The sequence below is a fragment of the Yersinia fenwicki genome, assembly GCF_043099325.1.
Taxonomy (GTDB): domain Bacteria; phylum Pseudomonadota; class Gammaproteobacteria; order Enterobacterales; family Enterobacteriaceae; genus Yersinia.
Window position 1 is genome coordinate 4,566,240 of record NZ_CP170755.1, and the last position, 25,734, is coordinate 4,591,973.

Below are 25,734 nucleotides of genomic sequence, written 5' to 3' on the forward strand. Positions count from 1 at the left end.
ATTAGGGAACACCTATTGCGCCATTTCAATACACACCGGTTAATCATCGTAAGCACACTACTCATCGCTAACACCTCACTGGCAGGTAAACTTTCCATTGTTATTGATGACTTTGGTTATCGCCCGCAGAACGAAAACAAGGTGTTACAGATGCCACTGCCTATTTCGGTGGCTATATTACCTAATGCCCCCTATGCCAAAGAGATGGCTATCAAAGCCCATAATCAAGGGCGAGAAATCCTGATCCACCTGCCGATGGCACCGCTGAGTAAACAACCGCTAGAACGCGATACATTACAGCCATCAATGAGTACCGAAGAGATCCAGCGTATCATTCGCCAAGCGGTTAATAACGTCCCTTACGCTACCGGCATGAATAACCACATGGGCAGCGCTATGACCTCCAGCTTACCGGGCATGCAGAAAGTCATGCAGGCACTGGAGCACTATCAACTCTATTTCCTCGACAGTGTGACCATAGGCAATAGTCAAGCCAGCCGCGCTGCAGAAGGCACTGGTGTCAAAGTGATTAAGCGCAAAGTCTTTTTGGATGACTCACAAAATGAAGCCGCGATCCGCCAACAATTTAACCGCGCAGTAGAACTGGCGCGCCGAAATGGCTCAGCTATTGCGATTGGACACCCGCATCCGGCCACCATTAAAGTGCTGCAACAGATGTTGCCTCAATTACCTGCGGATATTGTATTGGTTAAAGCAAGTGCTCTGCTAAATGAACCGGTACACAATATTACTGAACATAATAAAAGTGGCAGCAGCACTGTTTCTCCGGACAAATCAAAACCACGCGACCCGGCCAAAGGCCAGCGTTTGAAAGCTATCAAGCAATGCAACGCGAAAGCTAGCTATGCTCCAGAGAAAATCTACGCCGATAAGATGTTTATTGTTTTAGGTGAGAGCTTGATGCAAAGCCCGGCAGTGACATTTGTGCAGAAACATTGGCAGCAATATTTCCCGCCAGCGGTACCCGTGACTCCGGTTGAGAAATCGACAGTCGATGAATCTAAAGCTAACAATCAGTAAAATGGGGCAGTCATCACCTGACTGCCCCGCTTTCATCCTTGCAACTTCAAGGGAGAAAAGGCAATACCCAAAGTCATTGGAGTTGCAGGTAGGCGGCCAGCAAACTCATCCCGATGAGCTTACTTATTTTAAGGTCAAAATCAGTAAGTGATTCGGGTGAGTGCGCACAGCCAACACCCCAGCAACTTCAAGGCCGAAGGGTATTTTAATCCCAGTTTAATATTACCTTACCTGACTTACCCGAACGCATGGCGTCAAAGCCCTGCTGGAACTCATCGATGGAGAAACGATGGGTGATAATCGGGGTTAAATCCAAACCAGATTGAATCAATGCGGCCATTTTGTACCAGGTTTCAAACATCTCTCGGCCATAAATTCCTTTGATAAACAGCCCCTTAAAAATCACCTGATTCCAGTCGATAGACATATCAGATGGCGGTATCCCCAGCATTGCAATACGGCCACCGTGATTCATTGAATTAAGCAATGCACGGAATGCTGGCGGCGCACCAGACATTTCCAAACCGACATCAAACCCTTCAGTCATCCCCAGTTCTGCCATCACATCATTCAGGTTTTCTTTGTTGACGTTAACCGCGCGAGTCACACCCATTTTCCGCGCCAGATCCAGACGGTACTCATTCACATCAGTGATGACAACATGGCGAGCGCCGACATGCTTACACACCGCAGCAGCCATGATACCAATCGGGCCTGCGCCGGAAACAAGCACATCTTCCCCAACTAAATCAAAGGATAACGCGGTGTGTACTGCATTACCGAAGGGATCAAAAATGGCAGCGAGTTCATCAGAAATATTGTCAGGAATTTTGAAGGCATTAAAGGCCGGAATCACCAGATATTCTGCAAAAGAACCCGGACGATTCACACCGACACCCACGGTATTGCGGCAGAGATGGGTACGGCCGCCGCGACAGTTACGGCAATGCCCACAGGTAATATGACCTTCGCCAGACACCCGGTCACCAATATTAAAACCTTTAACTTCCTGACCGATAGCCACAACTTCACCGACATATTCGTGACCGACGACCATCGGAACAGGAATAGTTTTTTGTGACCATTCATCCCAGTTATAAATATGCACATCAGTACCACAAATAGCAGTTTTGCGAATTTTGATCATGATGTCGTTGTGGCCCAGCTCCGGCTGCGGCACGTTGGTCATCCAAATACCTTCTTCTGCCTTCAGTTTAGCCAACGCTTTCATAGATGATGCTTTCATGAGTATTCCTTACGCAATAACGTTAAGCTGTTTGCCAATACGGATGAAGGCTTCAACAGCCCGCTCAACCTGCTCTGGCGTATGGTCTGCTGACATCTGGGTACGGATCCGCGCCTGACCTTTCGGCACCACCGGATAGAAGAAGCCTGTAACGTAAATACCCTCTTTCAGCAATGCATTGGCAAATTCTTGCGCCAATGTCGCGTCACCGAGCATGACGGGAATAATGGCGTGATCGGCACCAGCTAAGGTGAAACCGGCGGCACTCATTTTCTCGCGGAATAAACGCGCATTTGACCACAAGCGATCGCGCAGTTCAGCACCGTCTTCCAAAAGCGATAACACTTCAATAGAAGCCGCTACAATTGCTGGTGCTAATGAGTTTGAGAACAAATACGGTCGTGAACGCTGGCGCAACCACTCAACCACTTCTTTGCGACCGGCAGTATAACCACCTGATGCCCCACCCAGCGCTTTGCCCAAGGTGCCAGTGATAATATCAACGCGATCCATCACTTCGCAGTATTCATGAGTACCACGACCATTCGCACCAACAAAGCCAACGGCATGAGAGTCATCGACCATCACTAATGCCTGATACTCATCAGCCAGATCACAAACACCTTTCAGGTTGGCAATCACACCATCCATAGAAAACACACCGTCAGTTGCAATCATAATATGGCGTGCGCCATCTGCTTTGGCTTGTTCCAGCTGTGCTTTCAATTCGCTCATATCATTATTGGCATAGCGATAACGCTTGGCTTTACATAGCCGCACTCCATCAATGATTGAAGCATGATTTAGCGCATCAGAAATAATCGCATCCTCTGGCCCAAGCAGGGTTTCAAACAAACCGCCGTTAGCATCAAAACAAGATGAATAAAGGATTGCGTCATCCATTCCCAGGAAACTGGCCAGCTTCTGTTCCAGCTCTTTATGAGTATCTTGAGTACCACAGATAAACCGCACCGAGGCCATACCAAAGCCATGAGTGTCCATGCCTTTTTTGGCCGCTGCGATCAGGCGAGGATGGTTTGCCAAACCTAAATAGTTGTTGGCACAGAAATTAATGACATGGCGACCATCCGCCACAGCAATATCTGCTTGCTGAGCGGAAGTGATGATCCGCTCATTTTTATACAGCCCTTCAGCACGGGTCGTTTTGAGTTGTTGTTCTAATTGCTGATAAAAGGCGTTTCTATCAAAAGGCAGGGACATGCGGTTATCTCCAGAATGGGCAGTTTCACCGTACATTTTACTGCCTGAAGGGTGAACTGACGAGAAACCTTATCTTATATTATAAAAAATGCAGCACATATCACGGTGAACATTCCGAATGCGGCAGAGAAACAGAGAGATTAGCCCCTTCCGGCTGTGCGCTATCCTATGAAATGTTATGATAACGGCAAATAGAGCGTGGGGCATTGTGCCCGACCAAGAAGATTAGCAAGGGTGAACCTGATGATTATCGTCACTGGCGGCGCCGGTTTCATTGGCAGCAACATCGTTAAGGCACTGAATAATATCGGCTATAAAGATATTCTGGTTGTGGATAACCTGAAAGACGGCACCAAATTCGTCAATCTGGTTGATCTGGATATCGCTGATTACATGGATAAAGAAGATTTTGTTGCCAGCATTGTTGCAGGTGATGATATGGGTGATATCGACGCGATTTTCCACGAGGGTGCCTGTTCTTCCACCACTGAGTGGGATGGCAAATACATGATGGATAACAACTATCAGTATTCTAAAGATATCCTGCATTTCTGTCTCGATCGTGGAATCCCATTCCTGTATGCCTCTTCCGCTGCCACCTACGGCGGGCGAACTGATAACTTCATTGAAGACCGTCAGTACGAGCAACCTCTTAATGTTTATGGCTATTCCAAATTCCTGTTCGATCAATATGTGCGCGAAATTCTGCCACAAGCTGATTCACAGATTTGCGGGTTCCGTTATTTTAACGTTTATGGCCCACGTGAAGGCCATAAAGGCAGCATGGCGAGCGTTGCTTTCCATCTGAATAACCAGATCAATGCTGGCGAAAACCCTAAATTATTCTCCGGCAGTGAAAACTTCAAACGCGACTTCATTTATGTTGGCGATGTTGCTGACGTGAATCTGTGGTTCTGGCAAAACGGTGTATCCGGTATTTTCAACTGCGGTACAGGTCGTGCGGAATCTTTCCAGGCAGTTGCCGATGCAGTGGTGGATTTCCACCAAAGCGGGCCAGTGGAATACATTGAATTCCCTGAAAAACTGAAAGGCCGCTATCAGGCATACACGCAAGCTGATCTCACTAATTTGCGTGCTGCCGGCTACGACAAGCCGTTCAAAACCGTCGCCGAAGGCGTCAAAGAATACCTGACCTGGCTCAATCGCTCAGTCTAAATAACTTGCTGCAAGGAATTGATAAACGGTATGAAAATACTGGTCATCGGCCCTTCTTGGGTTGGCGATATGATGATGTCGCAAAGTCTTTACCGCACCCTGAAGGCCGAATATCCGGCAGCAGATATTGATGTGATGGCACCCGCGTGGTGCCGTCCGCTTTTGGCCAGAATGCCGGAAGTTCGCCATGCCGTCCCGATGCCGTTAGGTCATGGGGTTTTTGCTTTTGAGGAGCGTCGCCGCTTAGGGTTGGCCCTGCGCGAAACAGGCTATGATCGCGCTTACGTGTTACCAAACTCGTTTAAATCTGCCTTGATACCTTATTTTTCAGGGATTAAACAGCGCACTGGCTGGCGTGGCGAGATGCGCTACTTCTTGCTCAATGACATGCGCATTCTGGATAAACAAGCGTTTCCGATGATGGTTCAGCGCTATGTTGCATTGGCCTATGATAAAGAGCGCATTCACTCAGCCAATGATTTGCCTCAGCCTTTGCTATGGCCACAATTGCAGGTTCAGGATGAAGAAATTGCAGAAATTACTGCGTCATTCAACCTGACAGATAACGGCCCAATTATTGGTTTCTGCCCTGGAGCAGAGTTTGGCCCGGCAAAACGCTGGCCACATTATCACTATGCCGCGTTGGCCCAGAAACTGATTGATACTGGCTACCAAGTTATCTTGTTAGGCTCAGCCAAAGATAATGAAGCCGGTGAAGAAATTCGTCAGGCGCTGGATGAAAGCGCTCGCGAGTATTGCCTCAACTTCGCTGGCCAAACATCATTGGATCAAGCCGTGGTAATGATTGCTGCCTGTAACGCTGTGGTCAGTAATGACTCAGGTTTGATGCATGTGGCAGCGGCATTAAATAAGCCATTAGTGGCTTTATATGGCCCAAGCAGCCCAGATTTCACGCCACCTCTGTCTGACAAAGCCACGGTTATTCGCCTGATTACCGGCTATCACAAAGTGCGCAAAGGCGACAGCGCGCAAGGTTATCATCAGAGTTTGATTGATATCCAACCCGAACAAGTGATGACTGCCCTTGAGAAACAACTCTCAGCACAATCTAGCTCTGTGAAAGAGGGCGATTAATGCATGTATTGATCGTTAAAACCTCATCAATGGGCGATGTTTTACATACATTACCCGCGCTGACTGATGCCATGAATGCCATTCCCGGTATTCGCTTTGATTGGGTGGTAGAAGAGGGTTTCAGCCAAATCCCTGGTTGGCATCCTGCGGTGGATAAAGTGATCCCGGTAGCTATCCGCCGTTGGCGTAAAAATTGGTTTGGTAGTGATACCCGGCAAGAGCGCTGTGATTTTAAACGTGTTGTGCAGCTGCGCAGTTATGATGTGGTGATTGATGCTCAGGGGCTAATTAAGAGTGCCGCACTGATTACCCGCATCGCCAAAGGGGTTCGACATGGCCCAGATTGCAAAAGTGCCCGTGAACCCTTTGCCAGTTGGTTTTATAACTGCCGCCATGATATTGATACGAAACAACATGCCGTTGAGCGCATACGCCAATTGTTTGCTAAAAGTCTTAGCTATGACAAACCAGAAAGTGTTGGCGATTATGCTATTGCGCAACGCTTTTTAAACGAATTGCCCAACGATGCTGGTCAGTATCTGGTCTTCCTGCATGCGACCACTCGCGACAGTAAACATTGGCCTGAGAGCCATTGGCGGAAACTGATTGAGCTGGTTGCACCGACAGGTTTAAAAATTAAATTACCCTGGGGTGCAGAGCATGAGCATCAACGCGCTTTGCGGCTGGCAGAGAATTTCCCTCATGTTGAGGTATTGCCTAAACTCAGTCTCCAGCAGGTGGCAGAGGTTCTTGCGGGTGCAAAAGCGGTGGTTTCCGTTGATACCGGTCTTAGCCATCTGACCGCCGCACTGGATCGCCCCAACATTACCCTGTTCGGCCCAACAGATCCTGGTTTGATTGGCGGCTACGGGAAAAATCAGATTGCGGTGATTTCCGAGCAAAAAAGCATGGATACCATTACCGCTCAAACCATTATGGCACAATTGGAAACATTGATTTCATAAGCGATTATTATTTCTCGCCAAATTATGGCTGCTTAGAAAGTCCGTTAATAAACATTAATTGTATAATAACAATCGGCTCTGATAATTATCTAAGCCGATTGGTCTCGGTATTCAAATGGTTAAGTAACGCTAATATATTACATTAGCTATTAAGCGAGTCTATTAAGCCACTTTTGGCTAATAACACCTCATAATTTTCTCTACGTATTTAATTAATTACTCAATACAACCCGATAAAACTTAAACTTTATGAACACGCGATAAACCGCTGATTAAAAAATAATTACCCGCTAAAAATATCACTATTGAATAAGTTGAAGATATGTACAGCTGCACAATTATCGTTTTATGTGGATAATGAAAACTATTCTCATCTTTAGACAAGAAAAATCAATTCTATCCCCGTCATTCGTTGAAATTTTATATTCTTTTTTATAAATACCCTTACCCTGCTCTGGTTATCGAGCAGCCCCAGTGGAAAAGAGCCTTTCTTGCTCAAATATGGTATTATTCTTAATAATCCATATAAATGAAATTGATAGAATGTTGCTGCGTTTATATCAGGTACTACTCTACCTTATTCAACCTCTGATTTGGCTGCGATTACTATTACGTAGCCGTAAAGCTCCCGCTTATCGCAAGCGCTGGGGGGAACGTTATGGTTTTTGTGCCGGTAAAGTTGTTGCTGGCGGTATCATGCTGCATTCAGTTTCAGTTGGTGAAACACTGGCTGCTATCCCATTAGTCAGAGCATTACGCCATCGCTATCCATACTTGCCCATTACCGTGACTACCATGACCCCCACCGGTTCTGAGCGTGTTCAGTCCGCTTTTGGCAAAGATGTTCACCACGTTTATCTACCCTACGACCTTCCTGGCTCCGTGAACCGTTTTCTTGATCAGGTTAATCCTAAACTGGTCATCATCATGGAAACTGAATTGTGGCCAAACCTTATTAATGCACTGCACCGTCGCAAAATACCTTTAGTGATTGCCAATGCACGCCTTTCTGCCCGCTCCGCTGCTGGCTATAAAAAGATCGGTAGCTTCATCCGTAATATGCTGCAACGGATCACGCTGATTGCCGCACAAAATCAAGAAGATGGCGACCGTTTCATTGAATTGGGCCTAAGGCGTTCACAACTGACGGTGACCGGTAGTCTGAAGTTCGATATCTCTGTAACACCTGAGTTAGCCGCCAGGGCCGTCACATTACGCCGCCAGTGGGCCCCACATCGCCCGGTTTGGATCGCGACCAGTACCCACGACGGCGAAGAAACTATCTTGCTGGAAGCCCATCGCCAATTATTACAGCAGTTCCCGACATTGCTGCTTATTCTGGTGCCACGTCACCCAGAACGCTTCCCAAAAGCGATTGAATTAACACAAAAAGCAGGGCTGAGTTACACATTACGCAGCAAAGGCGAAGTGCCTTCAAGCAGCACACAAGTGGTAATAGGCGATACTATGGGCGAGCTAATGCTGCTATACGGTATTGCTGATTTAGCTTTTGTTGGCGGCAGCTTGGTTGAGCGTGGCGGCCATAATCCATTGGAAGCGGCGGCGCATGCCATCCCAGTATTGATGGGGCCACATACGTTTAACTTTAAAGATATCTGTGCCAAGCTGGAACAAGCTGAAGGGTTGATTACGGTAACCGATACCCTGTCGCTGGTGAAAGAAATCTCTCTGTTACTCACGGATGAAGATTGTCGCCTCTACTATGGTCGCCATGCAGTTGATGTATTGCATGAAAACCAGGGCGCGCTGCAACGATTATTGCACTTGCTGGAGCCTTATCTACCGCAACGGAGCCACTAAATGAGTGCCAAAAAACGCCTGTCGGTGGTGATGATTGTTAAAAATGAAGCCTCACTGCTGGCAGATTGCTTGGCATCAGTTACTTGGGCTGATGAAATAGTGGTATTGGATTCAGGAAGTAAAGATGAAACCGTCGCACTGGCTGAACAATATGGTGCAAAAGTTTACAGCAACACAGAATGGCCCGGTTACGGTAAGCAACGGCAATTAGCCCAGCAATATGCGACTGGCGATTATATTTTGATGCTGGATGCTGATGAGCGTGTAACGCCAGAGCTTAAAAGTGCGATCGAAACTGTGTTATTGGCACCAGAAGAAGGTGCGGTTTATAGCTGCGCCAGGCGCAACCTGTTTTTAGGCCGTTTTATGCGACATAGCGGCTGGTATCCCGACAAAGTCACTCGGCTATATCCACGTGAGAAATACCGTTACAACGATGATTTAGTCCATGAATCACTTGATAGCGGTTCTGCAAAAGTCATTCCACTCGCGGGTGATTTGCTGCATCTCACCTGTCGTGACTTTTTTGCCTTTCAACGAAAACAACTCAACTATGCTCAGGCTTGGGCAAATCAACGTTATCAACAAGGTAAAAGTTGCAGTTATTTTGCGATTATCAGCCATACTCTCGGGGCATTCTGTAAGACATGGCTATTACGTGCCGGCTTCCTCGATGGGAAACAAGGGCTATTGCTAGCGGTAGTCAACGCGCAATATACCTTTAATAAATATGCAGCTCTGTGGGCACTGAGCCATCAATATCAGAAAAGTGAGAATTCATGATCACTAAAGCCATCTATCCGGGGACATTTGATCCTATTACCAATGGGCATTTGGACTTGCTCACCCGCGCCTCAAAAATGTTTAGCCATGTGATCCTGGCAATTGCAGATAGCTCCAGCAAGAAACCGATGTTTACTTTGGCCGAGCGGGTCGCATTAGCAAAGCAAGTCACGGCATCACTGAAGAATGTGGAAGTTCTGGGGTTTAGTGAGCTGATGGCTGAGTTTGCCAAAAAACATGATGCGAATATTTTAGTGCGAGGTTTACGCTCGGTCTCTGATTTCGAGTATGAATGGCAACTGGCAAATATGAACCGTCACCTAATGCCAAAACTGGAAAGTGTCTTCCTGATGCCATCAGAAAAATGGTCGTTTATCTCTTCTTCATTGGTGAAAGAAGTGGCGCGCCACGGTGGCGACATCACGCCATTTCTTCCTACACCGGTCACCAAAGCATTGATGACAAAACTAGCTAAATAGAACTAATGCTGGCAGTGGCGACAAAAAAAGGTGCTGCGCTGTCCATGTTTTGCAATTTCAATCACATTGCCACAGCGTCGACATAATTCGCCTGCCCGCCCGTATACCTGTAATTCTTGCGCGAAATAACCCGGTTTGCCATCTGATTGTAAAAAATCGCGCAATGTGGTGCCCCCCTGCTCAATGGAATGCAATAACACGGCTTTGATTGTTGCCACCAGCTGCGTTATCTCGGTTTCGGTTAATGACCCGGCTGCACGTTCCGGCAGAATACCCGCCGTGAATAGCGACTCACTGGCATAGATGTTACCAACTCCGACCACGACTTTGTTATCCATTAGCCATTGCTTAACTACAGTGCGTTTATTGCGTGACATTTCAAACAGATATTCAGCAGTAAACTCATCACTTAAGGGTTCTGGCCCTAAATGAGATAATACATTGCTGGTTTCAAGATCTTTTGCCCATAACCAGGCACCAAAGCGACGCGGATCGGTATACCGCAGTATTTTACCATTACTGATAACCAAATCGACGTGATCGTGTTTTTCCGCTTCGGTTTCTTCTGGCAAGATGCGCAGGCTACCTGACATCCCCAGATGTACGATAATCCAGCCAGTCTTCAGCTCTATCAGTAAATATTTCGCTCTACGTTGAACACTTAACACCGGCTGATCACTGAGTGCGAGGATTTCATCAGAAACCGGCCAGCGTAAGCGGGCATTTCTAACCACGGCGTAAAGAATAGTTTGACCGACAAGATAAGGTTCGATCCCGCGTCGGCTGGTCTCAACTTCTGGTAATTCCGGCATGCAACCTCCCTAAACGTCTCTCACTGGACTTTATATAATAAAAAACCCGGCCGAGGCCGGGTTTTCTTAATCCACCAAAATTAAAATTATTTAATTTTAGCTTCTTTGTAGATCACGTGTTGACGGACAACTGGATCGAATTTCTTCAGTTCCAATTTTTCCGGCTTAGTACGCTTGTTCTTCGTAGTGGTATAGAAGTGACCAGTACCAGCAGAAGAAACTAGCTTGATCTTCTCGCGAACACCTTTAGCCATGATTCAGTTCCTTAATACTTCTCACCGCGGGCGCGAATTTCGGCCAAGACCGTTTCGATACCCTTCTTATCAATAACACGCATACCTTTAGCAGATACACGCAGAGTTACAAAGCGCTTCTCGCCCTCAACCCAAAAACGGTGAGAGTGAAGGTTCGGCAGAAAACGGCGTTTGGTCGCGTTCATTGCGTGGGAACGGTTGTTACCGCTCACCGGGCGCTTGCCAGTAACTTGGCAGACTCGGGACATGTCTATTCTCCAAAAATCAAATCAGCTCGAGCTTCGTATAGGATTTGGCCGCCTCGTCAGGCTTTAGAGCCCATCTCAGCAAATTCACTGAGAAGACTCACTGTCATCAGGTCAGAAACCCCTGTCACCAGGTTATAAACCTGCTGAGATAGGCTCTTCACGCCAAACCCAAGATTCTCAAAGGTGGCGTAGTATACGCTCTGAAGCGTAAGTGCTCAAGTCCCGAACAGCTAAAGATCCAGAAAGGATCAATTATTATTGCTCTAAAGCCATCCCCGTTCAGCAAATGAGACACATTCACCTCGGCCAACCACTAAATGATCGAGCACTCGAATATCTAATAATGAACAGGCTTTTATCACCTGCGTGGTCATCAAACGGTCGGCTTGGCTCGGTTCAGCCTTACCCGAAGGGTGATTATGCGCTAGAATCAGCGCGGCGGCATTAACCTTAAGCGCTTCACGCACAATTTCCCTCGGATGAATCTCAACGCTACTGATGGTACCAGTAAACATCTCCTCATGGCGAATAACACGATGCTGGTTATCCAAAAACATCACTAAAAAAATCTCTCGTTCGCGATGGGAAAGAATATTTTGTAGAAACTTTTGGGTTATCTCGGGATTTTGCAGGACACTTTCCTGCATCAAGTGGGATGAAAAACAGCGGCCAGCCAGTTCTGCAATGGCCTGAATCTGGCTATATTTCGAAACACCAATCCCTTTTTTAGCACATAACGCCTGATAATCCGCAGATATCAGCCCATAAAGTGAACCGAATTCTTCAATCAAGTACTCAGCCATCTGCATGACATGCATTCCCGGAATACCTGTACGCAGAAAAATAGCGAGTAACTCGGCATCCGTCAGTACCGCAGCACCATATTTAAGTAATTTCTCCCTTGGGGCAACCTGCCCATACCACTCTTCCATACCTGGCCCCCCGTTATCCCTAAACCGCGTGGGCAGCATGCCATAAGATGTTTTACTCGACTAAGTCGCCGTGAGCCACATGCGTAACGTCTCGCAAAATTAGCGATTGATGGCATCAGGGAACGTCCTGATAGCTAATCTACTCAATGGTTATGCTAAAATATTGCCTCTTACAGCTTTCATTCGGACAATCATGATGACGGGACTCTCCGGCAAACATATTGTGCTCGGGATTAGCGGAGGTATCGCCGCGTATAAATCTCCTGAGCTGGTACGCCGCTTGCGCGACAGGGGCGCAGAGGTGCGCGTGGTGATGACTCACGCGGCAAAAGCGTTCATTACGCCACTCACGTTGCAAGCAGTCTCGGGCTACTCCGTCTCTGATGATTTACTCGACCCCGCAGCAGAAGCGGCAATGGGTCATATTGAGCTAGGTAAATGGGCTGATTTAGTCATCATGGCTCCGGCTACCGCTGATTTACTGGCCAGAGTAGCCACTGGTATGGCAAATGATTTGCTGACTACCGTTTGCCTGGCAACTGCAGCTCCTATTGCAGCGGTGCCCGCCATGAATCAGCAGATGTATCGTGCACCAGCTACCCAGGCAAACCTACAGACGCTCGCCAGTCGTGGCATGCTGTTGTGGGGGCCAGACAGCGGCAGTCAGGCTTGTGGTGATGTTGGACCAGGTAGAATGCTAGACCCACTGGAAATTGTCGCGCTGGCACATGATCATTTTTCTGCAAAACAAGACTTGCAACATTTGAGTGTCATGATTACCGCTGGGCCGACGCGTGAGGCACTTGACCCAGTGCGCTTTATCAGCAATCAAAGTTCGGGCAAAATGGGCTTCGCTATCGCTCAAGCGGCCGCTGCCAGAGGGGCAAAAGTTACTCTGGTTGCTGGGCCAGTGACGCTCACCACGCCAGCCGGAGTGGATCGTATTGATGTTGTCAGTGCGCTAGAAATGCAGCAAATAGTTCAGAATTTAGCAGCACAGCAGAATATTTTTATTTCTTGTGCTGCGGTAGCGGATTACCGTGCCGAGCAGGTTTCTGACGAGAAAATAAAAAAACAGGGCGATGAGATCACCCTTAAGTTGGTGAAAAATCCAGATATTGTCGCTGGGGTTGCTTCGATGGCTAAAAAACGTCCATTTGTTGTTGGATTTGCTGCCGAAACCCAGAATGTGGAAGAATACGCGCGACAAAAACTAGCGCGGAAGAATCTAGACCTTATTTGCGCTAATGATGTATCGCTCGCAGAGCATGGTTTTAACAGTGATACTAATGCCTTGCACCTTTTTTGGCCGACTGGCGAGAAACGTTTACCGCTTAGCGATAAGCACCTCCTCAGTCAGCATTTAATAGACGAGATTGTCAGCCGTTATGATGAAAAAAATCGACATTAAAATTCTGGACCCACGTGTTGGCAATGAATTTCCCTTACCAACTTATGCAACAGAAGGCTCGGCCGGCCTGGATTTACGTGCCTGTCTAAGTGAATCCGTGGATTTACTTCCAGGGCAAACAACATTATTACCGACAGGCTTGGCGATACATATCGGCGATAGCTCACTGGCTGCTGTTATTTTGCCGCGTTCAGGGCTCGGGCATAAACACGGTGTGGTATTAGGTAATCTAGTCGGGCTGATTGATTCTGATTATCAAGGCCAGTTGATGGTGTCCGTCTGGAACCGTGGTCAACAGCCTTTCACTATCGAACCTGGCGAGCGTATCGCACAAATGGTGTTTGTTCCTGTTGTACAAGCAGAATTCAATCTGGTTGAAGATTTCGATCTTAGTGAACGTGGTACCGGTGGTTTTGGTCATTCTGGGCGCCAATAACCTACCCTAGACCCCAATACCGTAAAAAAGCTATCACATAAGCCGCCGGGGCCAAGCCTCAGTGCGGCCGGTATTTGGGTTTTTGTTATTAAGTCATTTTTAGCAAGGGTCTACTCGGACATGGCAGAAAAAGAAAATACGAAAAGGAATAGGCGCGAGGAAATTTTGCAGGCTTTAGCGCAAATGCTGGAATCCAGCGACGGCAGCCAACGCATTACTACCGCCAAACTCGCCGCAAATGTAGGGGTTTCGGAAGCAGCGCTTTATCGTCATTTCCCTAGTAAAACGCGGATGTTTGATAGCCTGATCGAGTTTATTGAAGACAGTCTGATGTCCCGCATCAATTTGATTCTGCAAGATGAAAAAGAGACGTTTAGCCGACTCCGACTGATCCTGCTACTGATATTGGGGTTTGCAGAACGCAATCCTGGGCTGACTCGCATTATGACCGGGCATGCATTAATGTTCGAGCAAGATCGCTTGCAAGGGCGTATTAATCAGTTGTTTGAACGAATTGAAGTACAGCTACGCCAAGTTCTGCGTGAGAAAAAACTGCGCGATGGGCAAGGTTTTATCCATGATGAAGCCCTGCTGGCAACGCAGCTGCTGGCGTTTTGTGAAGGGATGCTTTCACGTTTTGTTCGTTCGGAATTTCGCTACCGACCGACGCAAGAATTTGATGCTCGCTGGCCTCTGATTGTCGCTCAGCTCCAATAAATTCAATTTAAGTTGAGTTTTTGAATTATATAAAAAGGGCCAAATGGCCCTTTTTTGTATTCTTGATTTAGGAAATCTTAAATGCCGTACTGTTCGCGGTAGTGGCGAACTGCTGCCAAATGATTGGCCATTTCTGGTTTCTCTTGCAAATAACTGATCACATCATTGAGCGTCACAATCGCAATAACTTTGCATTGATAATCACGCTCCACTTCCTGAATCGCAGATATCTCACCACGGCCACGTTCCTGACGGTCTAATGAAATCATCACACCAGCCAGAGTCGCACCCTGCGCATTAATAATCTCCATTGATTCACGAATGGCAGTACCAGCGGTTATCACATCATCCACCAGCATAACTCGGCCTTGTAACGGGCTACCTACCAGGCTACCGCCTTCACCGTGATCTTTTGCTTCTTTACGATTGAAGCAATAAGGAACATCACGATTATGGTGCTCAGCCAGCGCTACAGCAGTGGTCGTCGCAATAGGAATACCTTTATATGCTGGCCCAAATAAGAGATCGAACTCGACGCCACAATCCATTAATGTCGCGGCATAAAAACGCCCGAGTTTTGCCAGATCAAGCCCGGTATTAAACAATCCTGCATTAAAGAAATAGGGGCTAATCCGCCCAGACTTCAGGGTAAATTCGCCAAACTTCAACACCTGCTTGTTAAGCGCAAACTCGATAAACTCGCGCTGATAGGCTTTCATTGGTACTTCTCCTCTCCAGATTGTGACCGCTTTCGTTAAGCACTGTATTTATTAATTTGGTACACCGCAAACCTGATACACTGCTTCTATCTGTGCATAAATTCTTGGTTAGCGGGTAAAAAAAAGGCGACTACCAAGTATCTTGACAACCCCAGCAATGATAGGGGTTGTCATTAATAAACAATGAGTTATATTTTTAAAGTCACACTAACTAGTCCTAATTAGTGCCAGTTAATGGACAATTATGGACACTTTATGGACATTCCCGCAATGGGATTGTACGTCACAGCGTCCTGTAAAAAGTCCGGCGCAAAATGCGCATAGGTCATTGTTTGCTGTATTGTTGCATGCCCTAAAATCCGTTGCAGTGTAATGATGTTTCCTCCGTTCATCATGAAATGCGTCGCGAACGTATGCCGCAAAACATGCACTGCCTGACCCGGCGGTAAATCTGGTTTCACTGTTTTTAGCGCAAAGCGGACTGCTGTATAACTGGGAGAAAACAGAGCGCCTGACTTGCCATTCCTTACAAATGACTTTAACTCATCTGATATTGGAACCGTTCGCCGCTTCCCATTTTTGGTTTTCATGAATGTTACCTTATTACCGATAATATGCTCACATTTAAGATTCGCGACTTCACTCCATCGCCCGCCAGTAGCAAGGCACAGCAGCACAGCTTTGCGGTTATCCCCTGACAATTGTTCGACGAGGTTTTCTATCTCTTCATCCGATAAAAAGGACATATCCGTCTCACCTTCTTTGAATGGCTTCACGCCCTCGAATGGGTTTGGGCTGTGATATTCATCGGCATTAATTAACTTGGTAAACATTCCCCTTAAAATGGCCTGATGCCGGTTAACACTTGACGGTTTCAGCCCTGCGCTCAACATGCGCACGCGATAGTCAATAAATGACTTTCTGGTCAGTTGGTCGGCCCTGATAACATTCTGCTCACTAAGATTCTTAATGATCGCAGTCAGTCGTTCCCGCTCCTTTTCGCCCCGCACATGGCTCTGGCCGTGGTACACCCACCACAACCCCAGCAATTCAGTGAGTTTTCTGCGGTCTGCTGGTTTTTCAAGCCAATCTTTATCATGGTAATTAACAAGAATATGGCGCTCAAAAACTTGAGCCTCGCCCTTCGTATTAAATCTGCGCCGAATTCGCTTTCCCTCGGAACCCTGCGGCCTAATGTCCACTTCATAACGACCATCATCGAGCTTCTTAATCGACATAAGTAAGCCCTCCGACGTAACTAACTGCCTGTAACCAAAGGTCGTCAGCGTATTCGTAATAAATATCTAACCAATTTTCGTCCCTGATGGGGGTGACATTATGACTTCTGGCCCATCAAGAGAGAGGGCCGGTGCTATTTGCCCGGCTGCTGGGTTGACTTCATCGAACATAAACCAATCCCTGTATTTTCTAAATTTGGATACTTTCAACATTCTGATAATGGCATCAGCTCCCGGCTTTGATCTTCCTTGCTCGTAGTGAATGAATGTTCCGTAAGGAATCCCTGTTAAATCAGACATTTCTCTCTGACTGAGCCTCTCGGACTCCCTAATCAGTTTTATTTTTTCACCTAATCCAATTGACATAGTGCTAACATCTCCATAGTATCTATTCCAATTGGAATAGAATGTTGCGTTGTAACTGGTTCCAACTAGTTCTAACTCGATACCAAATAGCAAATTGGAGAATAGCAAATGTCTGATGAAGCTAAAACGATAGATGAAACTGTCGAAGCGAAAACCAGAACCGGCAAGCCGGTAAAAGAAGAAATCCGCTTATCTGTAAACCCTTCCGACCTGCTATCAAAGGAGGGTTTCGCCCTCCACATCGGCAAGACAGTTGGTGCCGTGGTAGCTATGGCGAAGGCCGGAAAACTACCCGCCTTTTACATGGCTGACCCTCTCAAGCCTGGCGGCCAAGCGGAGTTATGGATCAACCGTAAGGAATGGGACGACCACGCGAAACAGTTAGTCGATACCGCGCCCGCTGCATGGCACGGCTGGAAAGACCGCATTAACGTGAGCAAGCCTGGCAAAGGCCGCAAACATAAGGTAGGTGTTGCCGCATGATTCACCCATTAACTGCCGTCAGTCGTAACACGTCCATTTATCGCGGGTTCGTGATTAATTTTCGTCGTAGAACGGCTGTTAATTTGCTGAACCGGTATGAGGTTTTCTTGGGTGAACAGTCTTTCGGCCTGTTTGATGCTCAAGCACTCGCAACCGGCTTTATCGATCAGTTATACGCAGAACGCGAGACGGGAGTCGCAGCATGAAATCACCTTGTTTACAAATAGCTAACGCCATACTGCAAACGCACCGTGCTGATATAGCCGAGTTAACCAGTCGCTCAGTAGGGAAAGATGGGATTTATTCATTAAGAACAAATCTCCATGCCCGCGAGAAAAAAAGCCATCGCCAGCAATACCCTTGCAGGATTGAGCATGATTACCGCCCTGGCGTGGCAATTGCGTGAAAACGAATTAGCCACTTTCCATCAACTGAATGCAGTAACACAGAAATTCCGTGAATCAGGCGTTCTTCCACCTCCGTTTAATGAAGAGGTGTCGACATGCCAGGGCAACTAATTGAATTGACCGGCGGCGCATTAGTTGTGTTGGCGCTATTGCTCTGGATCGCCGCTTTATCCGTCCGAGAAGTGATCCGCGATCACCGCCGCCGCACTAGCATCAAGAAAGACGTAGAACGCAAAGCGCGTTAGTAACTTTAAGGGGTAAAGGGATGAAACAAGCATATTCCACATTAATTAACGACCTGTTGCAGCAATACCACTTCAAGGCCGAAAACCTGCGCATCGCCTCCGCTGTTGCCGACGAGGTGCGAACGTTTTCGTTAAATGATTACGCCTTTCGTTTAAGTGTTGGCTTGGAAGGTTTGTTAAGTGCGGCGCAAGCATCCGGGGATCAGGACAGTGCTCAGGAATTAGAGTTACTGGTTACTCAGTGTAATGGCGGATTTATTCCTAAGCCGCTCTGTTCTCTGGGTGAAATTGCAGCGTAAATATCCACTATTAATGGTGAGCACAATGGAAATTGAAATACCAACGAATAAAGCCACTGGACTGAAATGGTACTTGTCATCATCCATGCGAATGAAAATAGCTGACGACGTAGGGTCTTATATTTGCAAGAAAATAGAGGAGGCAGGCGCAGCCCCCTCTGAAATAGAGGTTTCGCTAATACTATCCATTATTAATAGTTCATTAATGGATACTAAAACTATTGAACCTTTTGAATGGCGTTAAGTTTTTCATCAAGCTTTGATTCAAGCCATGCATATGCTGAATCAAAATCGCGAGGCAGACTGAATATCCCTGCTTTTTCACGAATAGCACTAGAACTATCGCTTTTCGACAGCAAGATACAAGTTTGATTGAAAAGGTAGAGGGTTTTTTCGGTTTCTGTCATTGGGTAATTCCTTTTCTGGGTGACTTAACTATGCCAAACGCTCTGGTGAGAACATTTAAGGCGTAGATAAGTTATCACAAGACCATGCGTCGGGCATGGCTAAAACCCGACAATATTCCCTGTTCAATCAGTCAGGGCGCTCAACTCAAGAGGTAATAAGATGTTCACCTTTAACTTAAACCAGAAAGTAGAAGCAATCGTAAGCGGCGAAATGGGTCATGTAAAAGCCCGTGCGGAGTATACCAAAAGTGAAAATCACTATTTGTTGCACATGAAGGCCGGTGATGGACGGGCGGTAGACCGCTGGCTTGCTGAGAGTGAAATCAAAGAGGTACTTATTCAAGAGAAACGCGCGTAAATATCACATGCCGGGTATGACTAAACCCGGCGTTATCAGAAAGCACGCCCTATTTTTAGTGTGCTTTCTGATAAGTCACTGTCATACCGCGAGGTGAATGATGGAGCAAACAAATACAGACGAATCGCCACTTTCAATGCAGGAATGGAATCAGAAAGTAGGCTTGCGGCATTTAGACCGCATAAAGGAAATGTTTAAAAAGGATCCAGATGAAGAGTTTGAGCGGCATCTGGAGTCATTAAGCAGAGGAAAGACAAAAGGCATTATTTATTATGCGGCTGGGATAAAGAAAGACAGCCACGACAGAAAGTTTAGGGAACTGGAATATCACGAAAGAAAAGCGGTACGAAAAGCAGCATTGGATTTATGGGTTGATTTAAATTCAATCCCAAAAGACTTGTTATAAATAAATAGCGTTTCAGCGGGCTATTAAATATGGCGTATTTATCGCGCCGGACATTCTATTATCTAAAATAAGGTGATGTGATATGAAAAAGCAGCAAGAAACTACCAATATCCCAGCAATTATATATTTACGAAATTTTATTAATGGACATCCGGGGTATGGCCTTGCTTTGGGTGAGCAACTTAAGGCACTCGCAAATCTCGACTATCTGGAACACACACTAAATAAACAATCAACTTCTATAAATGCCCTAAAGGAACAGACGGAAATAGCTTCCGGTGCCGCAACAGAAGTATTGGCCTATCTGGATTCGATAGTAACAGCTATTGAAGCGACAACCCACGGCAAGAACTGCACCACTAATTCTGTATGCAGAACCGTATCTAACGTTATTTCAGCCATTAATAAAACTGAGTCAGCCTACAGAGAAGCACTGGACATGCAAGGAGAATCTCAGGAGGTATCATCCTCACCGATTGAGTCACCAGCGTTTCATGCATTAAAAATACTTCCGGAGTATTTCGACGCCGTATTTACCGGGTGTAAAAAAGCTGAGTTTCGACTAAATGACCGTGATTTTTCTGTTGGCGATTATTTAATTTTAAAGGAATGGGAATTAAATTCCGGATATTCATGGCGAAGAATTGTAGTTGAAATTACAGACGTCACTCCATGTGATTTCGCTATACCCAACTACGTCATGCTCTCATTTGAGGGAATTGATTCTATAGCTTGTCGCCTTGGTGGTTTTGATGGAGGTATCCTATTTTGAATACTAATAATTCGCCTCCTCCTTTGATCTGTTCTTTCTTCCGACTCATTAACAAGGCCGGAAAGTTGTGTTGCAAGTTAATTGCAAAGCGCCGAGCCAAAAAATGGTTAAAAGATAACTGTCTTATTCTGGATACAGAAACAACGGGGCTTAGTGGTATTGCTGAAATAATTGAAATCAGCATTATCGATTGCACCGGTAAAGTATTGCTCAATACGTTGGTTAAGCCTCGCGCCCTCATTCCAGACGAGGCAACCGCTATTCATGGAATTACGAATGAAATGGTCGCTGCCGCCCCAACATGGCGTGATATTCATTGGCAACTCATGGCGCTAATCCACACCAGAACACTAGTTATTTACAACGTTGATTTTGATGTCCGGCTAATTCTGCAAACAGCGGGAATAAATGGATGCGGCTTTGGTTTTCTTGAGCTTAACACTGTGTGCGCCATGCGCAATTATGCCGAGTATTACGGCCAATGGGATGAGAAGCGAAATAAATTCAAATGGCAAAGTCTGAGTAATGCAGCCAAACAACAAGGCGTTGTTATTGAGGGTACGCCGCACCGCGCACTATCTGACTGTAAAACAACGCTGGGTGTTATCCGTGCTATGGCGGGGGTAAAATCATGAAACGCATTTTCTCCCCGCTGAAATGGGCCGGTTCCAAAGGCCGCATTATGCCGACCTTGCGCCAACATCTGCCCGCTGGGAAACGGTTGGTGGAGCCGTTCGCCGGTTCCTGCTCCGTCATGCTGAATACCGATTATGACGAATATTTAATTGCTGATATTAACGGGGATTTAATTAATTTCTATCAGCAATTACAAAATGATTGCGAAAGTATTATCGTTCTCGCAAAAGAGCTTTTCAGGCTGGATAACAGCGAAGAAAGTTATTATTTAAATCGTCAATATTTCAATGAGCGTAAATCCAGTAATGAATCACACGCTGCAATGTTTTTATATTTAAACCGTCATTGTCACGGTGGTATTTGCCGTTATAACCAAAAGGGGGAATTCAACGTTCCCTACGGAAGATATAAAGCACCTTATTTCCCTGAGTCCGAAATTCGCTATTTTGCAGAGAAGGCCAAAAAAGCCACGTTTATATGCTGTGGCTTTTCCGAAGCATTGACCATGACACAGCCCGGTGACGTGGTTTATTGCGATCCCCCGTACATTCCAACATCTGCGACCGCAGATTTCACTGGTTACCACACCAACGGCTTTAGCTCTAATGAGCAATTTTGGCTATCTGAAATACTCACGATAACAGCGGGTCAAGGTTGTCACGTTATTGCATCGAACAGCGATACCCCACACGGCCGGTATCTTTATGAAAGCTTTGATATTCACAGTATTACCACCCCCCGCTCTGCCAGTTGTAAAGCTGACGGCCGCAAGGCAGTGAATGAGATTATCGCGGTTATGCCCCCTCTTTTGTGGGTTGGGTTTGATCCCGCTGGCGGGCCGGATTCAACGGTTATCTATGAGATGCCTGCTCTGCGCCACACGGTAGGTGAGAAATGAAAATTTTCTCATACCCGCATGGACTAGTGCCTATTGATGAACGAAATTTCGCCAGTGATGCAATTAGCATTATTAGCATGTCAGGTGGCAAGGATTCGTTGGCCCAATCACTTTTAGCGCGCGAGGCTGGTGTAAACCACATCCGGGTGTTTGCTGATACGGGGCATGAACACCCCCAAACTATGGAATATCTGGATTATCTGGAAGAGCAACTAGGTGAAATTATCCGAGTTAAAGCGGACTTTGTGCGTCAGATTAATGGTAAGCGTGATTTCATAGCGCGAGTGTGGCCGACCACTTTAGTCACTGAATGCGGCCTGACGCCTGATCAGGCAGCGGAACGGGTCGCTGAAGCGCTTGAGGTTTTACACCCCACCGGTAACCCTTTTCTAGATCTCTGCATGTGGAAAGGCCGCTTTCCATCCACCAAGGCGCGCTTTTGTACGTTCGAGCTGAAACATGCGCCAATCCGTGACCAAATTGTCATTCCCGCGTTGGAAGAATATGACGAAGTAATCAGTTGGCAGGGCGTGCGTGCGCAAGAATCACCAGACCGTGCTTTGCTGCCTGAATGGGAAACGGACGCAGATAACACACCCGGTTTAAATGTTTACCGTCCGATCCTTGACTGGAAACATGAAGATGTTTTTGCGCTAGCTAAATATCACGGAATTAAACCCAACCCGTTGTATCAGCAAGGATGTAGTCGCGTGGGCTGCATGCCTTGCATCCATGCCAGAAAATCCGAATTAGCAGAGATATTCAGCCGCTGGCCGGAAGAGATAGCCCGCGTAGCCCGCTGGGAAAGACTGGTTGCATCATGTTCACGCCGTGGAAACTCAACCTTTTTCCCATCGACTCAGGATCCGCGCAAATCTGAGCGCCGGATCGAATGTATTTCTGTTGAATCACACGGTATTGAAACCTACCGAGATTGGGCGTTAACCACACGCGGCGGTAGTCAGTTTGATTTATTGGCATCAGCAAATGACCATGCCGTCTGCAATTCCGTTTATGCCGGTGTATGCGAATGACCGAGCATTCACGTGGCCGCATTATTCCAGCCCCATCGCTATCCTATCCGGGCAGCGGTGGGGTTTCTATTGAATGGGATTATCCATGGAATGCCCCACGTCCCGCAATTGGTGGTTATCAATCCTTAACGCCGGTCGCCGTCATAGCAAAACCAACATCTCACCCACTGGTTATCCGTTACTTAAAACGCATGAACAAACTGGGCTACACCGAGTTACGGGAGCCTAATCAAACCTTACTTAAAATGCGCAGGGAGCGCGCCGAACTTGAGCGCGAGATCTACTTGCGTGACAAACAACAATGGGCGGATACAGCGGAAGGTATAGAGGCCCGTATTGACGAGCAGCCTATTTTTATTAAGTCCCATTTTCAAAATAAAATTAGATGGTTACGTGAAAATCATGGCGATAAACATACCAATGCATTCTTAACCGGAACCGGCAAGAATGCATTGTTACGTCTGGATGCCGTGCGCCAATACCAAGGCGTTAGCCAGGGCCACATTTCCGAGTTAATGGCTTACTTTCAGGGTATCTATAGCCACCTTGCCGAACTGACTAAACGCCGGGTTAAGTCGCTAGCGAATGATGTTGCTGGCCGTATTAATGAAATGTTCTGCACTGAGGTATCAACACCCACCGAAGAAACCCGCGCTTTGTCTGATGCGGAGCTATTGGTTATTTACCGCAACATTGCACTTGAAGTGTGGTCTTTACGGGTCAAGCCGCCGCACTGGCGCGAGTTGGGGCCGAAGCCAGGCCAGCAAGATGAGCCAGTTGACCGCGCTATCTTTCATTCCGCTATTGCCCGGCTGATTAATGCGGATTGGTGGGAGCGTAAATTGTGGCGGCTGCGTAATGACTGGCGAGAAAGTCAGTTGCGCGCCGCTGGCTTGATCCATAAACGCGCTGCACCTTATATCAGCAAAGAGGCATTGGCCGACTGGATAGAGCAAAAGCGCCGCAACCGTGAATTCTTCAAGCGGCATGAATTGGTTGATAATGAGGGTAACACCGTTTCTTTAGAAGCAATGGTGGACGCCAGCATTAGCAATCCCACCATTCGTCGTCATGAGCTAATGGCCCGCATGAAAGGGATCGAGCTGGTTGCACAGGCGCGTGGTGATGTTGGGGTATTTTACACCATTACTTGCCCGTCTAAGTATCACGCCAACAACCAAAGCGGCCATGCTAACCCAAAGTGGAACCACAGCACGCCACCACAAGCTCAATCCTACCTCACCAAATTATGGGCCAACATAGGATCCAAGTTGGGCCGTGAAAATCTGCGCATTTACGGTTTTCGCGTAGCCGAGCCGCATCATGACGGTACGCCACATTGGCACTTGTTATTATTCATGAAACCGGGAGAGCGCCGCGCAATCACTGAGATTATGCGCGCCTATGCGGTTAAAACTGATCGCGCCGAATTAGGCAAGCGCACTAGCGCCAGGTTTACCGCCAAACGGCTAGATCCGAAGAAAGGCAGCGCTACTGCCTACATCGCTAAATACATCAGTAAAAACATTGATGGTTACGCGCTGGATGGCGAACTAGACCATGAAACCGGCAAGCCTCTGAAAGAAACGGCCCGCTTTGCTATGGCCTGGGCGTCTCGTCACCGTATCCGCCAATATCAGCCGATAGGCACGCCACCTGTAACCGTCTGGCGCGAGCTGCGTAAGTTGAGTAATCAACTGGTTAATACGCTCAAAATTTCCGGCACCTATCAGCGCGGCAAGCCACTACTGGTTGATCCGGCAATGGATGCGGTCACCGCCGCCGCAGATGCTGGCTGTTTTGCTACCTATATCATGAAGCAAGGCGGCGTACTGATTCCTCGCGATGATTACACCGTGCGCATTGCCTACCAGGGCAACGAACAGCCCAATGCCTACGGCGAAACCACCGAAAAGATTTTCGGCATCTATTCCCCGCTTTTGGGCGAGGCATCGCGCATCTGTACCCGCCTAAAAACTTGGAAAATTGTTGCGCGCCAAAAGACGAAACCCGCCGTTGCCGTGGGGGTTGATGTTTTTCAGGACGGCCCCGCCGTCCCTTGGAGTTCTGTCAATAACTCTCCGGTAGAGCAAAAAACACGCGAACCGGATGAGGCTATAGACAGAACATCAGCAGAAAAAATAATAGATTTCACCACGATCACCGACGCAGAACGTCGAGCCTTGCTCCGCAGGGTGAAAAACGAGCGACCGACAGTCATTAAAACCAACGCATTGACACCAGCCGAGGAATTATCACGCCAGGTATCAGCCGGAAAGGCCGCCCAGCGGCAAGAAAAAACCGTGCGACTGGCACCAGTGGCAACAAAAATCCGTGATTTTGCGGATTCAATCGGGCTTCCCATTAGCAAGCAACAGGCGCAATCACTAGCTTGCGGCGCAACGTTGACTATCGACGGCCAAAACTCACAGGCAAGAGAGGATGGTTGTTTGTATCAATGCAAGCCAACCACAACCCAAAGAATTGATAAGCTATGGATGCATTTATATCATGCTCATGGGGTGCAGTCTGGTGAAATTAGACGTGACCCTATCGGTTATTACTCTGAATTTTTAAAATCTGTAAACCCTGATGCATGGTTACAACTCTTTGGAAAAAAGTGATGAGGCTAGCAACATGAATGACTACAAAGACAGGTCTGATGAAGAGACAAACCACTACATGTCCAACAAAATTAAGTACTGCCGAAAATGCGGTAAGGAGCTGGATCACAAAGAGATTTACTACAGCACGGATAGGATATGCAATCGCTGCAAAGGGTGGCCTGAGTTTGGCTAAAAGTAACATCTGATATTTTCTGGAGAGGGG

At 47.0% G+C, this 25,734-nt stretch carries 32 protein-coding genes; 22 read left to right on the plus strand and 10 right to left on the minus strand.

The window, feature by feature from the left end:
- Positions 1 to 15: 15 nt before the first annotated feature.
- Positions 16 to 1,041 (plus strand): divergent polysaccharide deacetylase family protein, encoded by a 1,026-nt coding sequence (locus tag ACF3VQ_RS20695; RefSeq protein WP_392432778.1) that lies wholly within the window; start codon positions 16 to 18, stop codon positions 1,039 to 1,041.
- Positions 1,042 to 1,246: 205 nt separating this feature from the next.
- Here the strand turns inward: ACF3VQ_RS20695 and tdh are convergent, their stop codons facing one another.
- Both tdh and kbl read right to left on the minus strand, forming a co-directional pair.
- Positions 1,247 to 2,272, minus strand: coding sequence for an L-threonine 3-dehydrogenase (gene tdh / locus ACF3VQ_RS20700; protein WP_005175928.1), 1,026 nt, complete (start codon positions 2,270 to 2,272; stop codon positions 1,247 to 1,249).
- Positions 2,273 to 2,296: 24 nt separating this feature from the next.
- The gene (kbl, locus tag ACF3VQ_RS20705) at positions 2,297 to 3,544 is read right to left on the minus strand and encodes a glycine C-acetyltransferase (RefSeq protein ID WP_392432779.1); all 1,248 of its coding nucleotides are present in this window, start codon (positions 3,542 to 3,544) and stop codon (positions 2,297 to 2,299) included.
- 207 nt (positions 3,545 to 3,751) lie between these two features.
- On the opposite strand from kbl, the gene rfaD reads away from it, so the two are divergent.
- The 6 genes from rfaD to coaD all read left to right on the plus strand — a co-directional run bounded on the left by rfaD (position 3,752) and on the right by coaD (position 9,827).
- Positions 3,752 to 4,684, plus strand: a complete 933-nt coding sequence (rfaD, locus tag ACF3VQ_RS20710; protein WP_011815275.1) for an ADP-glyceromanno-heptose 6-epimerase — start codon at positions 3,752 to 3,754, stop codon at positions 4,682 to 4,684.
- A gap of 30 nt (positions 4,685 to 4,714) precedes the next feature.
- Entirely contained in the window at positions 4,715 to 5,779 is a 1,065-nt protein-coding gene (gene rfaF, locus ACF3VQ_RS20715) for an ADP-heptose--LPS heptosyltransferase RfaF (protein ID WP_392432780.1), read from the plus strand.
- Positions 5,779 to 6,744: a lipopolysaccharide heptosyltransferase RfaC gene (gene rfaC / locus ACF3VQ_RS20720; RefSeq protein WP_392432781.1), complete on the plus strand. Its 966-nt coding sequence runs from the start codon at positions 5,779 to 5,781 to the stop codon at positions 6,742 to 6,744. Before rfaF ends, rfaC begins: the two co-directional genes overlap by 1 nt.
- 543 nt (positions 6,745 to 7,287) lie before the next feature.
- Positions 7,288 to 8,565, plus strand: a complete 1,278-nt coding sequence (gene waaA / locus ACF3VQ_RS20725; RefSeq protein ID WP_392432782.1) for a lipid IV(A) 3-deoxy-D-manno-octulosonic acid transferase — start codon at positions 7,288 to 7,290, stop codon at positions 8,563 to 8,565.
- Positions 8,566 to 9,348 (plus strand): glycosyltransferase family 2 protein, encoded by a 783-nt coding sequence (locus tag ACF3VQ_RS20730; protein WP_392432783.1) that lies wholly within the window; start codon positions 8,566 to 8,568, stop codon positions 9,346 to 9,348.
- Positions 9,345 to 9,827 carry a pantetheine-phosphate adenylyltransferase gene (gene coaD, locus ACF3VQ_RS20735; protein WP_392432784.1) on the plus strand — a complete coding sequence of 161 codons (483 nt, stop codon included), beginning with the start codon at positions 9,345 to 9,347 and terminating at the stop codon, positions 9,825 to 9,827. Before ACF3VQ_RS20730 ends, coaD begins: the two co-directional genes overlap by 4 nt.
- A gap of 2 nt (positions 9,828 to 9,829) precedes the next feature.
- On the opposite strand, the gene mutM is transcribed toward coaD, so the two are convergent.
- From mutM to radC, 4 genes are all read right to left on the minus strand, one after another.
- Positions 9,830 to 10,639, minus strand: a complete 810-nt coding sequence (gene mutM / locus ACF3VQ_RS20740) for a bifunctional DNA-formamidopyrimidine glycosylase/DNA-(apurinic or apyrimidinic site) lyase (RefSeq protein WP_392432785.1) — start codon at positions 10,637 to 10,639, stop codon at positions 9,830 to 9,832.
- A gap of 86 nt (positions 10,640 to 10,725) precedes the next feature.
- Positions 10,726 to 10,893, minus strand: coding sequence for a 50S ribosomal protein L33 (gene rpmG / locus ACF3VQ_RS20745; protein ID WP_004392084.1), 168 nt, complete (start codon positions 10,891 to 10,893; stop codon positions 10,726 to 10,728).
- An 11-nt stretch (positions 10,894 to 10,904) separates the two neighbouring features.
- Complete coding sequence (gene rpmB / locus ACF3VQ_RS20750; RefSeq protein ID WP_005164747.1) at positions 10,905 to 11,141, minus strand: 50S ribosomal protein L28; 237 nt, start codon at positions 11,139 to 11,141, stop codon at positions 10,905 to 10,907.
- Between the two features lie 263 nt (positions 11,142 to 11,404).
- On the minus strand, positions 11,405 to 12,073 hold the full coding sequence (gene radC, locus ACF3VQ_RS20755; protein WP_019080310.1) for a DNA repair protein RadC: 669 nt from the start codon (positions 12,071 to 12,073) through the stop codon (positions 11,405 to 11,407).
- Positions 12,074 to 12,266: 193 nt separating this feature from the next.
- Between radC and coaBC the strand changes: the two genes are divergently transcribed.
- The 3 genes from coaBC (at position 12,267) to slmA (ending at position 14,637) form a co-directional block, all read left to right on the plus strand.
- A complete protein-coding gene (coaBC, locus tag ACF3VQ_RS20760) occupies positions 12,267 to 13,484 on the plus strand; it encodes a bifunctional phosphopantothenoylcysteine decarboxylase/phosphopantothenate--cysteine ligase CoaBC (protein ID WP_392432786.1) in 1,218 nt (405 codons plus the stop codon).
- Positions 13,462 to 13,920, plus strand: a complete 459-nt coding sequence (gene dut, locus ACF3VQ_RS20765; RefSeq protein ID WP_392432787.1) for a dUTP diphosphatase — start codon at positions 13,462 to 13,464, stop codon at positions 13,918 to 13,920. The genes coaBC and dut overlap by 23 nt, the downstream gene beginning before the upstream one ends.
- A 120-nt stretch (positions 13,921 to 14,040) precedes the next feature.
- Positions 14,041 to 14,637 (plus strand): nucleoid occlusion factor SlmA, encoded by a 597-nt coding sequence (gene slmA, locus ACF3VQ_RS20770; RefSeq protein WP_392432788.1) that lies wholly within the window; start codon positions 14,041 to 14,043, stop codon positions 14,635 to 14,637.
- Between the two features lie 77 nt (positions 14,638 to 14,714).
- Here the strand turns inward: slmA and pyrE are convergent, their stop codons facing one another.
- The 3 genes from pyrE to ACF3VQ_RS20785 all read right to left on the minus strand — a co-directional run bounded on the left by pyrE (position 14,715) and on the right by ACF3VQ_RS20785 (position 16,960).
- A complete protein-coding gene (pyrE, locus tag ACF3VQ_RS20775) occupies positions 14,715 to 15,356 on the minus strand; it encodes an orotate phosphoribosyltransferase (protein ID WP_392432789.1) in 642 nt (213 codons plus the stop codon).
- A gap of 242 nt (positions 15,357 to 15,598) precedes the next feature.
- Positions 15,599 to 16,594 (minus strand): tyrosine-type recombinase/integrase, encoded by a 996-nt coding sequence (locus ACF3VQ_RS20780; protein WP_392432790.1) that lies wholly within the window; start codon positions 16,592 to 16,594, stop codon positions 15,599 to 15,601.
- A gap of 66 nt (positions 16,595 to 16,660) precedes the next feature.
- Positions 16,661 to 16,960 carry a helix-turn-helix domain-containing protein gene (locus ACF3VQ_RS20785; RefSeq protein ID WP_392432791.1) on the minus strand — a complete coding sequence of 100 codons (300 nt, stop codon included), beginning with the start codon at positions 16,958 to 16,960 and terminating at the stop codon, positions 16,661 to 16,663.
- Between the two features lie 108 nt (positions 16,961 to 17,068).
- On the opposite strand from ACF3VQ_RS20785, the gene ACF3VQ_RS20790 reads away from it, so the two are divergent.
- The 5 genes from ACF3VQ_RS20790 to ACF3VQ_RS20810 all read left to right on the plus strand — a co-directional run bounded on the left by ACF3VQ_RS20790 (position 17,069) and on the right by ACF3VQ_RS20810 (position 18,394).
- Positions 17,069 to 17,443, plus strand: coding sequence for a Cox family DNA-binding protein (locus ACF3VQ_RS20790; protein ID WP_392432792.1), 375 nt, complete (start codon positions 17,069 to 17,071; stop codon positions 17,441 to 17,443).
- On the plus strand, positions 17,440 to 17,649 hold the full coding sequence (locus ACF3VQ_RS20795; RefSeq protein ID WP_392432793.1) for a hypothetical protein: 210 nt from the start codon (positions 17,440 to 17,442) through the stop codon (positions 17,647 to 17,649). Before ACF3VQ_RS20790 ends, ACF3VQ_RS20795 begins: the two co-directional genes overlap by 4 nt.
- On the plus strand, positions 17,646 to 17,849 hold the full coding sequence (locus tag ACF3VQ_RS20800) for a hypothetical protein (RefSeq protein ID WP_392432794.1): 204 nt from the start codon (positions 17,646 to 17,648) through the stop codon (positions 17,847 to 17,849). The genes ACF3VQ_RS20795 and ACF3VQ_RS20800 overlap by 4 nt, the downstream gene beginning before the upstream one ends.
- Positions 17,850 to 17,945: 96 nt before the next feature.
- Positions 17,946 to 18,095, plus strand: a complete 150-nt coding sequence (locus tag ACF3VQ_RS20805) for a hypothetical protein (protein WP_392432795.1) — start codon at positions 17,946 to 17,948, stop codon at positions 18,093 to 18,095.
- Positions 18,096 to 18,115: 20 nt separating this feature from the next.
- The gene (locus ACF3VQ_RS20810; RefSeq protein ID WP_392432796.1) at positions 18,116 to 18,394 is read left to right on the plus strand and encodes a hypothetical protein; all 279 of its coding nucleotides are present in this window, start codon (positions 18,116 to 18,118) and stop codon (positions 18,392 to 18,394) included.
- A gap of 218 nt (positions 18,395 to 18,612) precedes the next feature.
- Here the strand turns inward: ACF3VQ_RS20810 and ACF3VQ_RS20815 are convergent, their stop codons facing one another.
- Positions 18,613 to 18,801 carry a hypothetical protein gene (locus ACF3VQ_RS20815; RefSeq protein WP_392432797.1) on the minus strand — a complete coding sequence of 63 codons (189 nt, stop codon included), beginning with the start codon at positions 18,799 to 18,801 and terminating at the stop codon, positions 18,613 to 18,615.
- Between the two features lie 160 nt (positions 18,802 to 18,961).
- Here ACF3VQ_RS20815 and ACF3VQ_RS20820 point away from each other — a divergent pair, with 160 nt between their 5' ends.
- The 7 genes from ACF3VQ_RS20820 to ACF3VQ_RS20850 all read left to right on the plus strand — a co-directional run bounded on the left by ACF3VQ_RS20820 (position 18,962) and on the right by ACF3VQ_RS20850 (position 25,529).
- A complete protein-coding gene (locus ACF3VQ_RS20820) occupies positions 18,962 to 19,159 on the plus strand; it encodes a hypothetical protein (RefSeq protein WP_392432798.1) in 198 nt (65 codons plus the stop codon).
- Between the two features lie 97 nt (positions 19,160 to 19,256).
- The gene (locus ACF3VQ_RS20825; RefSeq protein WP_392432799.1) at positions 19,257 to 19,565 is read left to right on the plus strand and encodes a hypothetical protein; all 309 of its coding nucleotides are present in this window, start codon (positions 19,257 to 19,259) and stop codon (positions 19,563 to 19,565) included.
- 82 nt (positions 19,566 to 19,647) lie between these two features.
- Positions 19,648 to 20,337, plus strand: a complete 690-nt coding sequence (locus ACF3VQ_RS20830) for a DUF3850 domain-containing protein (protein ID WP_392432800.1) — start codon at positions 19,648 to 19,650, stop codon at positions 20,335 to 20,337.
- A 65-nt stretch (positions 20,338 to 20,402) separates the two neighbouring features.
- The gene (locus ACF3VQ_RS20835) at positions 20,403 to 20,972 is read left to right on the plus strand and encodes a 3'-5' exonuclease (RefSeq protein ID WP_392432801.1); all 570 of its coding nucleotides are present in this window, start codon (positions 20,403 to 20,405) and stop codon (positions 20,970 to 20,972) included.
- The gene (locus ACF3VQ_RS20840) at positions 20,969 to 21,871 is read left to right on the plus strand and encodes a DNA adenine methylase (protein WP_392432802.1); all 903 of its coding nucleotides are present in this window, start codon (positions 20,969 to 20,971) and stop codon (positions 21,869 to 21,871) included. The genes ACF3VQ_RS20835 and ACF3VQ_RS20840 overlap by 4 nt, the downstream gene beginning before the upstream one ends.
- Positions 21,868 to 22,905: a phosphoadenosine phosphosulfate reductase family protein gene (locus tag ACF3VQ_RS20845; RefSeq protein ID WP_392432803.1), complete on the plus strand. Its 1,038-nt coding sequence runs from the start codon at positions 21,868 to 21,870 to the stop codon at positions 22,903 to 22,905. The genes ACF3VQ_RS20840 and ACF3VQ_RS20845 overlap by 4 nt, the downstream gene beginning before the upstream one ends.
- A complete protein-coding gene (locus ACF3VQ_RS20850) occupies positions 22,902 to 25,529 on the plus strand; it encodes a replication endonuclease (protein WP_392432804.1) in 2,628 nt (875 codons plus the stop codon). The genes ACF3VQ_RS20845 and ACF3VQ_RS20850 overlap by 4 nt, the downstream gene beginning before the upstream one ends.
- The last annotated feature ends 205 nt before the right edge of the window (positions 25,530 to 25,734 follow it).